Annotated in this window: 9 protein-coding genes and 1 tRNA gene; 7 read left to right on the top strand and 3 right to left on the bottom strand. The window is 56.3% G+C overall.

What is annotated here, in order from left to right; all coding sequences use genetic code 11:
* Positions 1 to 349 precede the first annotated feature (349 nt).
* The 7 genes from ABD851_RS12520 to ABD851_RS12490 all read left to right on the top strand — a co-directional run bounded on the left by ABD851_RS12520 (position 350) and on the right by ABD851_RS12490 (position 9,374).
* Positions 350 to 420: transfer RNA gene (locus ABD851_RS12520), tRNA-Cys, on the top strand.
* Between the two features lie 33 nt (positions 421 to 453).
* A complete protein-coding gene (locus ABD851_RS12515; protein ID WP_344979768.1) occupies positions 454 to 780 on the top strand; it encodes a hypothetical protein in 327 nt (108 codons plus the stop codon).
* A gap of 125 nt (positions 781 to 905) precedes the next feature.
* The gene (locus tag ABD851_RS12510) at positions 906 to 1,499 is read left to right on the top strand and encodes an RNA polymerase sigma factor (protein ID WP_344979766.1); all 594 of its coding nucleotides are present in this window, start codon (positions 906 to 908) and stop codon (positions 1,497 to 1,499) included.
* 121 nt (positions 1,500 to 1,620) lie between these two features.
* A complete protein-coding gene (locus ABD851_RS12505) occupies positions 1,621 to 2,802 on the top strand; it encodes a FecR family protein (RefSeq protein ID WP_344979764.1) in 1,182 nt (393 codons plus the stop codon).
* A 95-nt stretch (positions 2,803 to 2,897) separates the two neighbouring features.
* Positions 2,898 to 6,356, top strand: coding sequence for a TonB-dependent receptor (locus tag ABD851_RS12500; protein ID WP_344979762.1), 3,459 nt, complete (start codon positions 2,898 to 2,900; stop codon positions 6,354 to 6,356).
* A gap of 26 nt (positions 6,357 to 6,382) precedes the next feature.
* Positions 6,383 to 7,900, top strand: coding sequence for a RagB/SusD family nutrient uptake outer membrane protein (locus ABD851_RS12495; RefSeq protein WP_344979759.1), 1,518 nt, complete (start codon positions 6,383 to 6,385; stop codon positions 7,898 to 7,900).
* A 40-nt stretch (positions 7,901 to 7,940) separates the two neighbouring features.
* Positions 7,941 to 9,374, top strand: a complete 1,434-nt coding sequence (locus ABD851_RS12490; RefSeq protein WP_344979757.1) for a sulfatase family protein — start codon at positions 7,941 to 7,943, stop codon at positions 9,372 to 9,374.
* Positions 9,375 to 9,455: 81 nt separating this feature from the next.
* Here the strand turns inward: ABD851_RS12490 and ABD851_RS12485 are convergent, their stop codons facing one another.
* Genes ABD851_RS12485 through ABD851_RS12475 form a run of 3 tightly spaced genes read right to left on the bottom strand, consistent with a single transcriptional unit; the run spans position 9,456 to position 13,649 of the window.
* Positions 9,456 to 11,870 (bottom strand): glycoside hydrolase family 95 protein, encoded by a 2,415-nt coding sequence (locus ABD851_RS12485; protein WP_344979755.1) that lies wholly within the window; start codon positions 11,868 to 11,870, stop codon positions 9,456 to 9,458.
* Positions 11,871 to 11,892: 22 nt separating this feature from the next.
* The gene (locus ABD851_RS12480; protein WP_344979753.1) at positions 11,893 to 13,101 is read right to left on the bottom strand and encodes a hypothetical protein; all 1,209 of its coding nucleotides are present in this window, start codon (positions 13,099 to 13,101) and stop codon (positions 11,893 to 11,895) included.
* A complete protein-coding gene (locus tag ABD851_RS12475) occupies positions 13,101 to 13,649 on the bottom strand; it encodes an NADPH-dependent FMN reductase (RefSeq protein WP_344979751.1) in 549 nt (182 codons plus the stop codon). The genes ABD851_RS12480 and ABD851_RS12475 overlap by 1 nt, the downstream gene beginning before the upstream one ends.
* Positions 13,650 to 13,768 lie beyond the last annotated feature (119 nt).

The raw sequence follows: 13,768 nt of genomic DNA, 5'->3' as shown, positions 1-13,768 counted from the left end.
AGCTTTGTACACGAAGCCGACCGCCGGTTTCCGCTCATCGCCCCAAAACATCATTTTGCCTATGATTCCACAGACGACCGGAGCCGGTTGAACGGGTTTGAGCCTTTTTAATATAATTTACTCTATAGATTTTGTAGATTAGAAAATGCGTCCTATATTTGCCTTCATGAACAGCAGGCGAATGTATCGTTTATCCTCCCTTCCGCACCGCATACGATGTACCCGTATGTATGGCGGCGTCTGTTGCTGATCCTGCCAGCTCTTTCTTTGCTCACCCGTTACAGACACGCTTCTCTTTTTTAAGGCAGAAATGACGGACAGTTCCATGGATAAGACAACATAAAATAGCGGTTACGTGGCCGAGTGGGTAGGCGGGGGACTGCAAATCCCCTTACGGCGGTTCGATCCCGCCCGTAACCTCAGTATAATGACCGGATGAAAAATTCAGGTGAAATGTATAAGCGCCGTGTTGATAAACAACTCAAACCGGTTTATGATCAGTATGCCGACAGGGTTTACTTTTTGTTTTACCGCATCACCGGCTCCCGTATCCAGGCCGGGGATATGACCGTCGCTTTTTTTGGCGATCTCGGAAGTAAGCTGAACGGGATTTCCGGGGAAGCGCTGGAAGCTTTTATCGCAGGAGAAATAAAACGTCATATCCTCTTTGCGCTGAAGGAGAACCCTGCTCATCCGGTGCAGGAATACGCCTTGCAGCTGCTGCGGGAAGAAGCGCATTGCGGATCGCCTGAAATTATTTCGGAACTTGTATGTCGATAATTTGATTATTTTAGCTGTCCGACATCTGTGAAAGACCGGCTCATAAAAACAGCTTGTCATTGGCATACTGCAGCAAATTTTTCCTTCACCATACCTGACCCGGGCTTGCCCGACAACTGCAGGAGATGAACCGACAGAACACCATCCCCGGTTTTCATATCACGGCGCTGCAAAACGGCGACGAACATTCCTTTGAGCTGCTTTTCCGGGAATGTTACCCCGCGCTTTGTTATTTCGGATTGAGGATCACCGGCAACCACGGCGTTTCGGAAGAGATCGCCACCGACAGTCTTTTGAAGGTATGGGACCGCCGCCGGAACTTTAAGAGCCTGCCGGCCATCAGATCCTTTTTATATACCACCGCACGAAATGCTGCGCTGAACCAGCTGAAATACGAAAGCCGCCAGGAACGGCATCTTCATCTTTTCAGCAGCCATACTTCCGGCATCTCCGAACATACCGTGCTGAACATCATTACCGAGACGGAAGTGCTCAGGGAAATACAGCAGGCCATTGCACGGCTGCCGCAGCACTACAGCAGCGTGATCCGTCTGGCCTATAACGAGGGGCTGAAAAGCAAGGAGATCGCGGCCCGTCTCGGCATTCCCCTGAGCACGGTGGACAACCGGAAGGCAAGAGGACTCGCGTTGCTGAAAAAGCTGCTGGATGCGCGGTCGTTTCTTGCCCTGCTCATGCTGCTGCACCACCACGGTGCATGAACGTTTAGCGGACTTTCTTTTGAAATCTTAAAAAAAGACAGCCCTTTTTGAGAGAAAGGGGAGGGAACAGTTGTTCTTAATAAGGAGCTGTTTTTGAAAAAAGTATGCCGAGCCGGCAAACATGCAGGAAGGAAGCGAATTATCTGGTCTTTTTGAAATAGCGGAGCTGCTGAGGCGCTCTATAGATGGCGTTTTGACCCCTGCCGAAACCCGGGTGCTGCAGCAGTGGATCGGAGAGTGGGAAGAAAATGCGAGGCTCTATGACAATATCCGGAACACCGCCTACCGGGAAGAACAGCTGTTGAAAATGCAGCAATTCGATGTGGAGCAGGGCTGGCGGAAGGCCGCGTCGCGTTTGGCTGTCCGCTCCTCGCCGAAGCGGTATTTCCGTCGTGCAGCGGCCATATTGCTGTTGCTCGGTGCATCCGTCACCGCCCTGTTGTTGCGTCATCACAACGATGCTCGGCAGACTGCGGCGCTTATTGAAAATGATGTGCCGGCAGGAACGACCCGGGCTTATCTGTCGGTGGCCGGGGGGAAAAGCGTGATACTGAACCAGGCGGGAGATACGGCTTTTCTGGCCGGGAACCTCCGGGTCAGACAGCAGCATGGCATGCTCCGCCTGCCGCCGGAACCTGCGGATAAAAACCGGCCGGTACAGTACCTGGACCTGCACACGCCCCGGGCAGGCGAATACCAGCTCCTGCTGGAGGATGGCACGCGGGTATGGCTGAATGCGGCCAGCACTCTGCATTTCCCGGATCATTTTTCGGGTCCGGAAAGGATGGTCAGCCTGAGCGGGGAGGCTTATTTTGAAGTAGCTCACGATGCCCGGAAGCCGTTTACGGTATTGGTGAACGGCGTAAAGATACGGGCGCTGGGTACGGCCTTCAACATACACGCCTATCCGGAGGAAGGCGCCTTGCAGACTGCGCTGGTTTCCGGCGTGGTAGAGGTCCGCAACCGGCAGGAGAGAGTCCGGCTGTCCCCCGGAGAGATGGCTACCGTTACGCCGGAGGGAACAGCCGTAGCGCTGACCGATATTACCATGGCTACCGCCTGGAAAGACGGCTTGTTTTTATTCCGCAATGTGGACCTGTCAGCGGTCATGCTGCAGCTGGCGCGATGGTATGATGTAGAGGTGACCTATGCTCCCGGCTTTAAAGCAGACAGCCGGTTCAGCGCGCGGATCAGCCGGCAGGTACCGCTCAGCCGGCTGCTACAGCTGATGGAGCAGACCAGCATTGCCCGTTTCAGCCTGAGCGGGAAAAAGGTTACCGTTTTGCCTTATGAGGATCTTTAGTCCGGACGTTGTCCGGTAAAATAAGAAGACTGTCTTATGCGCTCCCGTAAAACCAGGAAAAGGCCGTAGGGCCGTTAACAGGAAATTCATCTTTTATGAGAAAGGTATTACTCCTTCGCCCTTCAGGGGTGCTGCAGCGCTATTGCCATTTGGGAAGCCGTTTTATACCGCTATGCTTCGTATGGCTGTTGCTGAATATATGCCGTTCGCATGCGGCTGCGCAGGAAACGCGCTTTTCCTTTTCCTTTAGGGAGGCCTCCCTGGAGCAGGTGCTGCATTATATCGAGCGCAGCAGCAGCTACAGCTTTATGTACAAAAGCAGCCTGATCGAGAAAGCGGGGAAGATCACGCTTTCGGTCCGGGATGCACCGATAGACCAGGTGCTGGACCTGCTGTTCAAAGACCGGGGATTGCGTTATACGCTGCAGGGTAATCAGATTATCCTTTCTCCCAAACGTATGTTCCTGCCCGTTACCACCCCCGCCTCCCCGCCCGCCGATACTACCATTACCGTTTCGGGCCGGATAAAAGAGGCGGAATCAGGAATGCCCATGCCGGGCGTCACCATCGTGGAACGTGGTACGCACAACGGAACGACCAGCGATGCCAACGGCGCCTTCTCCCTGCGTGCCGGACCGCACAGCACGCTCGTTATTTCTTTTATCGGCTACCAGACCAAAGCGGTTCCGGCGAGCGGAAGCGGGCCGTTGACGGTTATGCTCCAGCCCTCGGCCTCCGACCTGAATGAGGTAGTGGTGGTGGGATACGGGCAGCAGCAAAAGAGCAATATTACTTCAGCCATTTCGGAGATCAACACCTCCAAGCTGAAGGACCTGCCTGCGCCCACTTCGGGGCAGCTGCTGCTGGGCCGCTCCTCCGGGGTCAGCGTCAACGAAAACTCCGGCGCGCCGGGCTCGCCTCCCAGCATCCAGATACATGGCATCAGCTCCATCAACGCCGGTATCGAGCCGCTGGTGGTGATCGATGGCTTTCCCGTCGGCAACGGCATTCCCCAAAGCCTGAATCCCAACGATATTGAGAAGATCACGATCCTGAAAGATGCCGCCTCCACTTCCATCTATGGTGCGAGGGGCTCCAACGGCGTTATCCTGATCCAGACCACCCACGCTGCAGCGGAGCATGCCACCATTGAATACAATACGTATGCAGGGTTCCAGTATGTTCCTCATGGCTGGCGGCCCAAGGTGCTCAATGCGCTGGAGTATGCCGGGTACAACAAGGAAAGGATCGAGGAAACGGATGCCGCCAACCATACCACTACCCCCATACCCAAGGTATTTCAGGACGTGCTGGATAACCCGGATAAGCTCGGCAAGGGCACCGACTGGCTGGATGCCTTCCTCCGGGAAGGGAAGGATGCCTATTTTCAAAATCACAGTCTTACGTTCTCCGCGGGAAACAAAAACCTCAAAGGGGTGATGTCCGGAGGGTATCTCAGCCAGAAAGGCGTGCTGCCCAATACCGATTTCAAGCGCTATTCCCTGCGGACCAACCTGGAAGGAACATTTACGGACTGGTTCCATGCCGGCGCCCACCTGGCGGTGGCGCGTACAGAAGACAATTCACTCCCGGTAACGGATATGTGGGGGGTAATGATGCAGGCGGTGGTGGCCAGCCCCCTGCAGTCGCCATACGATGAAGAGGGCCGGCTGGTGCCTTACCTGCCCGCCGATGCGCCGGGATATTTTGCTTTTCCCAACCCGCTCTACCGGGCCGACGTGGTCAGGAACAATACGGTCGGAAGAGATGTCCACGCCGCCATGAACGTGGATATCGAGATCATAAAAGGGCTGCATTATAAGCCACAGGTCTATACACGATTGTTTACCCAGGAGGTCAACACCTTTATACCCACCACCCTGGGTAAGCCCGCCATAGGTTCGGCCGCCGACCTTTCCCCCGCTGCACCGCCGTTTGTCAACTCGGCCACCAACCAGAAATTTGATATCACCAACTGGGGCGTGGACAATCTTTTGAGCTACGACCGGCAGATCGGCCCGCATGCGCTGAGCGCGCTGCTGGGCTATACGGTACAGAAGCAGACCGGTGAGCTGTCCCAGATCACGGCCAGCGGTTTCCCGGCAGACGATCACCTCAACTATCTGGAAGCTTCGGAGGTATCCGCCCAGGTTTCGGATTATACCAACTGGTCCTTACTGGCCTTCTTCGGACGTCTGAATTATAACTATAAAGGGAAGTACCTGGCCGAGCTGAACTTCCGGCGGGAAGGCTCCTCGAAGTTCGGGCTGAATAACAAGTACGGCAATTTTCCATCCGGTTCCCTGGGATGGCGCATCTCGGAAGAGAGATTTTATCCGCGTAATTTCTGGATCAACGAACTCAAGCTGAGGGCCAGCTACGGGATAACGGGCAACAGCGCCATCGGGGATTTTGACCGCTTCGGCACGGTGGTTTCCATTCCCAACCTCTCCAACCTCGATAACAACTTTAATTATGTGCTGGGAAATGCGGTTACGGTCGGGAAAGCGCTGACCTCGCTGGGCAACCAGGACCTCAAGTGGGAGACCGCCAGGCAGCTTGACATCGGGCTGAGCCTGGGTATACTGAAGGGCAGGATCGCCGTACAGGCAGACTACTACCGGAAAGTCACCGAAGACATGTTGTTTGATGTGTCCCTGCCGCTGGCCTCCGGCTTTTCTTCCACGCGTACCAACGTCGGCAAGATGCTGAACTACGGGTGGGATTTTGAAGTGAGCAGCGTCACCACCGCCGGCAAGTTTACCTGGAACAGCAACCTGAACCTGTCTCTGCTGAACAACAAGGTAACGGATATGCCGGATCAGATCAAGAAGATCATCAGCGACTATAATACCACCGAAGAAGGCGCTGCCGTAGGCTCGCTGTATGGCTACGTGCTGGAGGGCATCTTCAATACGGAAAAGCAGGTAAATGATCCCGACCTGTTCGGCTGGCCGGGCGCCAAAAGCCTGGGTGCATTTATTTACAAGGATGTCAACGGGGATAAAAAGATAGATGCCCAGGATAAGACGATCATCGGGAACCCGCATCCCCATGTTATGCTGGGCTTTAATAACACCTTCGCCTATAAGAATTTCTCGCTGTCCGTTCTGGCTACCGGCGCCTTCGGTTACCAGATCGTTTCCGAGCTGAACGAATGGCTGTATAACGAAAAGGGCCGGTGGAATGTGAGCACGAGGTTCCTGAACCGGTGGCGGTCGCCGGAAGACCCGGGCGATGGGCTTATCCCGGCGCTTAACTATCCCGGACAACACAATGCCAGCGACGACTGGGTGGAAAGCGGCAATCATGTATGGATAAAGAATATTACGCTGGGGTATACGCTGCCGCAGGAGATGCTGGAACGAACCGGTTATATTTCCGGTCTTCGTTTTTATATGAGCGTTCAGAATGCGTTCCGGTTTACCCGGTTCTCCGGGTGGAATCCGCAGGTAAGCACCCGGGGCGGCGATAATCCCCAGACCCTTGGTATCGATAATTTTTCCTATCCCGTTGCCCGTACCTATACCGTGGGCGCGGCCATCAGCTTTTAACGACTTGTCTGAAAAATTATAAAGATATGAACGCAGTTATCTTCAAGCAGCGCTTAAGAGCCGGAATGGGAGCGGCCTTCCTGATGTTGTGCAGCTCCTGCAGCCAGGACTTTCTGGAAATAACGCCCAACCATTACCTGACGGAAAACAGTTTTTACAAGACCGGTGATGACTATATCCAGGCGGTGAATGCGGTATACGGGGACCTGCAAAAATATGCCCTGCAGGCGCATTTCCTGGAGGAAGGCCGCTCCGATAATACTACTTATGACACCTACCTCGACCAGGGCTCCCTGATCGGGGACCGGGAATTTTCGTACCTGGACCAGTTTAAGCTTACCTCCAATGCCGGTATCGTAGCGGACGCCTGGACGGTAAACTTCAATGCCGTAAAGGACTGTAACCTGCCTTTGTCCTCGCTTCCTAATGCCGGTATCGATCCGGACCTGACTGCCAGGCTGGCGGGAGAGCTCCGGTTTCTGCGCGCCTATTTTAATTTTGCCTCGGTTCGTTACTGGGGCGATATTCCCCTTCTCCTGAAGCCGGTTACCACCGCCGAGGAAGCCTTTGCAATTGCCCGGAGCCCGCAGGAAGAAGCGTACCAGGCCATTATCCGGGACGCACAATATGCAGACTCCGTATTACCGGCTGCGTACAGTGGTGCGGACATAGGCAGAGTCACCCGCGGCGCGGCCGAGATGCTGCTGGCGAAGGTTTACCTGACGCGGAAGGCCTTTCCGGAGGCGGAAAAAATGCTGCGGCAGATTATGAGCGGGGGCCGGTATGCCCTGCTCCCCGACTATGCCGCCCTTTTTGATCCCGCCAATAAGAACAATAAGGAATCTATATTTGAGGTACAGTTCAAAGAAGGTCCGGAAGGAGAATCCAGTAATTTTATCTACCAGTTTGCGCCGGTAGGTACGCACGGAACCGTTTTTGTAGGACCGGGAACGGGCGGAGGAAGAAATCTTCCCACGCGCGATATGGCGGCGGCTTATGAAGACGGCGATCTCCGGAAAGCCGTGTCCCTCGGGTCGGTCGAGCGCGACGGCGCCATGGTGTATTACATCAAAAAGTATGACCACGACAGCGATCCAGATTATGCCCGTACGCCGGATAACTGGCCCATATACCGGTATGCGGATGTATTGCTGATGCTGGCCGAGGTGATCAATGAGCAGGGTTACCGTACGGGAGAACCCTTTGACCTGCTGAACGAGGTGAGGAGCCGGGCGGGGCTGCCTTCGCTGCAGCCCGCCGATCTTCCGGACCAGGAGGCCTTCCGCAAGGCCCTCGCTCATGAGAGAAGGGTGGAGCTGGCTTTTGAGAACCATCGTTGGTTTGATCTCGTGCGTACAGGCAAAGCCGTTGAGGTAATGACGGCATACGGGAAAAAGGAAATAGCCGATCCGACCACCCCGCCGCCGGCCTTTCTGCCGTTCGACGGCAATTCGTTTGCCGTGAAGCCCTATATGCTGCTGTACCCGGTTCCGGGCGACGAGCTGAACAAGGACCCCAATATCAAACAAAACGAAGGATACTGAAACCGGGACAGGATAACCTTACCCTATAAAAAACATTACGATGAAAAAACACCTTCTCTACGGCGCTGCCGTTTTTGCCGCCTTGTTTTTTTTGTTTTCCTGCGCAAAGGAGCCCTCGCGCAAAAGACCGAACATATTGGTGCTGCATGCCGACCAGTGGAGGGCCCAGGCTTTCGGTTATGCGGGAGATAAAAATGTAAAAACGCCGCACATCGATTCCTTTGCCGCTACCTGTGCAGACTTCCAGTATGCCGTTTCCGGCCTGCCCGTATGCACCCCTTACCGGGCTTCTTTCATGACAGGGCAGCGGCCCCTGACCAACGGTGTGTTCATGAACGATGTCCGGCTGGATACCAATGCAGTCACCATCGCCGAAGTGCTGGCGCGGAACGGCTACCAGACCGGTTATATCGGCAAATGGCACCTGGATGGCCAGGCCCGGCTGAGCTATACGCCGCCCGGCGGACGTCGACAGGGGTTCCAGTATTGGAAGGCGGTGAACTGTACCCATGATTATAACCATTCCATGTATTATGAAGGCGATGATCCGGCCCCGCATTACTGGCCGGGCTATGACGCCATTGCTGAAACGGAGGATGCCGTGCAGTATATAAAAGGTCATTCCGGGGACGAGCAGCCTTTCTTCCTGATGCTGGCCTGGGGGACGCCCCATGCGCCCTATCAGACGGCCCCTGCGCGGTACAGGGCCCTCTATGATTCATCTGCGTTTGAGCTGCGGCCCAATGTGCCGGACAGCATGGAGAAGCAGGTGCGGCACGACCTGGCCGGCTATTACGCCCACATGAGCGTGCTCGACGACATGGTAGGGCAGCTGCTGAATACCCTGAAAGAAGAACATATTCTGGACAATACCATTGTGCTGTTTGTTTCGGATCACGGCGATCTGCTGGGCTCGCACGGGTATTACAAAAAACAACGTCCCTATGATGAATCCATCCGTGTTCCGTTCCTGCTGCATTACAGCGGAGGGGCGGACAGCATCAGAAGCGGCACCTATGATGCCATGATCAATGCGGAAGATGTCATGCCGACCCTCCTCGGCCTTTGCGGCGTAGCTGTCCCGGGCAGTGTGGAGGGGAAGGATTTCAGCGGATATCTGCACGGGGGGAAAAGCCCGAAAGATTCGGTAGCCGTCATCACCTGCATACAGCCGTTCGGGCAGTGGACCCGGGCCGAAGGCGGAAAGGAATGCCGGGGCATCCGTACTCCGCGTTATACCTATGTCCGCGATCTGCAGGGACCTTGGCTGCTCTTTGATAACCTCAGCGACCCCTACCAGATGAACAACCTCACCGGCAATCCGCAGTATGCGGCGCTGCAGAAGCGGCTTGACGGCATACTGTCGGAGAAGCTCCGGGTAGAACACGATGCATTTCTCCCCGGCCTGGAATATGTACGGAAGTTCAACTATCCTCCGCTGGACTCCAGCGAAACGGTGCCCTATCATCCCTGAGAAAAGGACTTCGCCGTTCATATCCGGCGGTATCCATGCCCTATTATCGCTGAAGGATGGCGGTTGACAGTGGCTACGGCGTCATTTAAAAATAAGTACGGCAGTGTCCTCCTTTTTCAGGGGCAGCTCGAGTATCCCATTCCGGGATGTGGCGGGAAACGGACGGTCGTTCACGGTAACGGATATATTTTTCTGAGCGGGAGGAAGGACTATTCTGAACACGTGGTGAATGTTGGCCTGCACAGAAACCCAGCGCGGTCTTTTATCCTTCCAGGCCATGCTGACTACGCCGCCGCCCCGTACGCAGAGTCCCCGGAAGCTGCCCGCCGGCCATTGATCCGGCAAGGCCGGCAGCAGCCGGATATATCCGTCATGGCTCTGCAGCAGCATCTCGGCGATCCCCGCGCTGGCGCCGAAATTGCCGTCGATCTGGAAAGGAGGATGCGCGTCGAAAAGATTGGGATAGCTGCCGCCGCCGTTGACCATATTATAGCCGGTCTGGGAGGTGGGGCGCAACAGGTTTTGCAACAGCCGGAAGGCATGGTTCCCGTCGCCCAGCCGGGCCCAGAGGTTCATCTTAAAAGCCAGGGACCAGCCGGTGCCGGCATCCCCCCGGCCGATCAGCGACGCTTTGGCCGCAGCTGCCAGCCGGGGTGTTCCTGCGGCGGTGATCTCCGTGCCGGGGTACAACCCCCAAAGATGGGATTCATGGCGGTGATGCGGCTCCGTCTCCGGATATTCTTCCAGCCATTCCATCAGCCGCCCGTCTTTGCCGATCTGATTGGGCGGCAGCTGCCGGGCTGCAGCGGCCACCTGCTGCCGGAAGGAAGGATCGGCGCCCAGGGTGCGGGCCGCTTCGCCTACATGGGCAAACAGCTCCCGGATGATCTGGTTGTCTATCGTAGGGGAGGCGCATACGTGCGCCGTTTTCCCGTTGGGCAGGCGGAAGCCGTTCTCCGGTGAATTGGAGGGAGCGGTGACCAGCCAGCCGTTATGCGGGTCTCTCACGAGGGTGCTGAGGTAAAAGGCAGCTGCCCCTTTGATAACCGGATATAGCTGCCGCAGGTAGGCCGTATCCCGGGTAAAGGCATAATGCCGCCATAACATTTCGCACAGCCACCCGGATCCCGAGTTGGTTGCGCCCCAGGAAGCTTCTTCCCCGGGAGACGTATATCCCCAGACGTTAGTGATCACATGCGCTACCCACCCTTTGCCCCCGTAGTAGGTGCGGGCCGTTTTCTCTCCCGGCGCTACCAGGCCTTTTACCAACGTAAAAAAGGGCTCGTTCAGCATCGGGAGGTTGGTGACCTCCAGGGGCCAGTGGTTCATCTGGATATTGACGTCGAGATGATAATCGCCGTTCCAGGGTGTCTGTATGGTATTGGCCCATAATCCCTGCAGGTTGGGCGGGAGCAGGCCCGGGCGTGTGCTGCTGATCAGCAGGTAACGGCCGTACTGGAAATAGAGCGCCGGCAAACCGTTGTCCGAAGGGTCCCGGGTAAAGGCGGCCAGCCGCTCGTCGGTAGGCAGCGTCGCTGCTGTGTTGCTGTTTGAAAGGGTAAGCCGGGTCCGCTCAAAGAGCTTCCGGTAGGCCCTGATGTGCGCTGTCTTTGCAGCGGCATAATCTTTATGAAGCGCAGCCTGCAGCAGGGAGTCTGCCTGCCGGGCAAAGCCGGCGTTACGAAAGCTGGTGGCGGCAGAAATACAGAGGGTGGCCGCGTCGGCCTTCCGGAGCTGCAGGGTACTGTCGCCCGCCGACAGCTGCCCCCCTTCGGGGATGACGGCTACCCCGGCCAGGTAGCGCATGCCCTTGCCGTCGGTGCCGTTGTTCAGCTGTCCGCTCATCTCCAGCATCCCGTTTCGCACCGTGGTCCGGTATCTTTCGGGCCGGTCGATGGAAAGCCGGAAGCCTATCTTTCCCGGGCGATTTGCGCTGAGCCGGATAAAGATCACATCGCCGGTGAAGCTGGTAAAATATTCACGGCGGTAGGTTACGCCGCCGACCGTGTAGCTGCAGGAAGCTATGGCGCTGTCCAGCGATAATGCACGTACATAATGCTGCGGATGGGTAGCGTCGGTGTCATAATCGTAATCCAGGTGCAGGTTGCCCAGCACCTGGTAGCTGCCATAAGGTACATTGGCCCCATCCCCATGTCCGGAGCCTTCGCCCCGGCATACAAAAACCTTATTGATGAGCGCTTCCGCCTCGTCGTTTCTTCCGGCGAACAGCAGCTTCCTGATCTCCGGAAGATATTTCGTAGCTCCCGGCCGGTCCGCATCCTGCGGGCCGCCGGACCACAGCGTGATGTCGTTCAGCACGATGTTCTCCCGGAGCACGCCGCCGTCCGGCATGGCGCCCAGCCGGCCGTTGCCCAGCGGCAGGGTGGCTTCCCAGGTCTGCGCCGGCTGCCGGTACCAGAGGCGCAGCGGCTCCTGACCCAGCGCGCCGCCGAAAAAGCAGGCAGTCAGCAAAAGAATAAAAGCGGTTCTTTTCATAAGCTTGAAAGATACTTTAGGGTCAGCGTTGCCCCGGATAATCTATGCGGTAAATATGTACATCCCAGGGTTTAAAGGTGTCGGTGAAGATGCCGTTACGGGCCTCAAGGGTACGTCCTTCATCTATTACGGTAACGGTAGTACGTTGAGGTAGCCCTTTTATATGGAAAGCAGCGCTTCCGCCGAGCTTCCGCATCCCTACGGAGAAAAGATAGAGGCTGTTGCCGTATTGTTTCGCCATCATGTCCACCTGCATGCCGGGGACGGCCGTTTGTGCTGCTGCATGATCAGACAGGGAAGGGCGGTGGAGCACGGCGGCCAGCTCCGTGATCTGACGGTTGACCGAGGTCACGGCGGCGAGCATCTGCGGATCGTCCAGCAATGCCGACGCATTGAAGGCGGGACGGAACTCGTGTACAAACCAGATGAGCCCCGTCGAGCCGTGGATGAGGGACATCCAGGCTTCGGCCCTGACCTGCCGGGGCGTGGCTTTCTTGTCCGGTTCTCCGATATGGGTGCATTCCAGGCAGTTCCAGACCGGCTTTTTGCCCTGTCCCCATTTTACCAGCCGCTGTACGCCTTTTGCCACATACCACAGCTTGCCCGAGATGGCGGTGTCCGGATGAGCTACCGGGTAGATATCGAAAGAAATGATATCGCCGCCTTGCATGTATTGCGGATAATCTTCCGGGTGATTCCGGCGGACGCCACGGCCGACCCAGTCGTCCCAGGCCACGCCCTGTCCCAGGTTGAGCAGTACGGGGCGGGAAGGGTCCTTTGCTTTCAGCCGGCGGTACCGGCGGAATATCTCTGCCGGCGTAACGGGAGGCCCGTAGCCTTTGCCTTTGCCGAGGGGCTGTGCGTTATCCGGTTCGTCGCCATGCATCCAGCCGATGATAAGGGTGTCGCCGAGATGGCGCAGCCCTACCGCATTCTGTTCGCAGATGAGCTTCATGCCGGCTTCGCGCAGGATGTCCAGCTGGGCTTCCGTGGGGCCCTGCCACAATCCTATATACGTATTGATGCCTGCTTTTTTGTAACGCGGGGCGAGGGAGGGATCCTGCAGCCAGACGGCAATGGGAAAAAAGGCGGTATCGGACAGCGGGCTGTGCAACCGTTTTTCCACCGGCAGGGAATCGCATCGTCCGGCTGCTTTTGCCGTAAGGGGCAGCACCGGTGCGGAGACGAGCCAGAGCAGTATGATGCATGGGATTGTGGAGGGTAGTCTCATCAGGCTTCCTTGTTTGTATGCATCATTTCTTCAAGGGGTGCCATCAGGTTCTTTATTTCGGAGAGCAGCTTTTCGTCGGTTATCTTCCCGTTCTTATCGAGTTTGCCGCTTGCGCCCCTGATCAGCAGCGTTTCCGGGATGATCTTTGCAGAGAAGGTGCGCATAATCAGCAGCAGGGATTCCAGGGCCTTCTCTCCGGATGCGGCCGCCACGATAAGGGCCACCGGCTTGTTCTGGAACAAGGTGGTGGAAACCGTCCACTCCAGCGCATTCTTCAGTATGCCGGGAAGACTGAACACATATTCGGGCGTACAGATAATGATACCGTCGGCCGCTTCTATCGCCCTGCGGAACGTAGCCACGACAGCCGGCGCCTCTTCTTTATCCTGGTCCGGATCAAAATAGGGGAGTTCCCTAATCCCGCTGTAGATGTGCATGTCCGCAGTGCCGGCAGATAATGCTGCGATGGTCCTGAGAATACCTTCGTTGGCGGAGCCGTTTCTGGTACTTCCCGGGAGGGCCAGTATTTTCTTCTTGCTTTTTATCATGCTGTAAGCTGCTGCGGCCGTGACCGGAGATTAAAGATAACGCGTTGTGCTATTAACGGGTGATTATTTATGGGAATAACAAATATGTATATAGTTATGAAATAAAAAATGTTGTGCAG

Source organism: Compostibacter hankyongensis, from assembly GCF_039541075.1.
Classification (GTDB): domain Bacteria; phylum Bacteroidota; class Bacteroidia; order Chitinophagales; family Chitinophagaceae; genus Compostibacter; species Compostibacter hankyongensis.
This window is presented reverse-complemented; position numbering and strand designations above follow the sequence as displayed.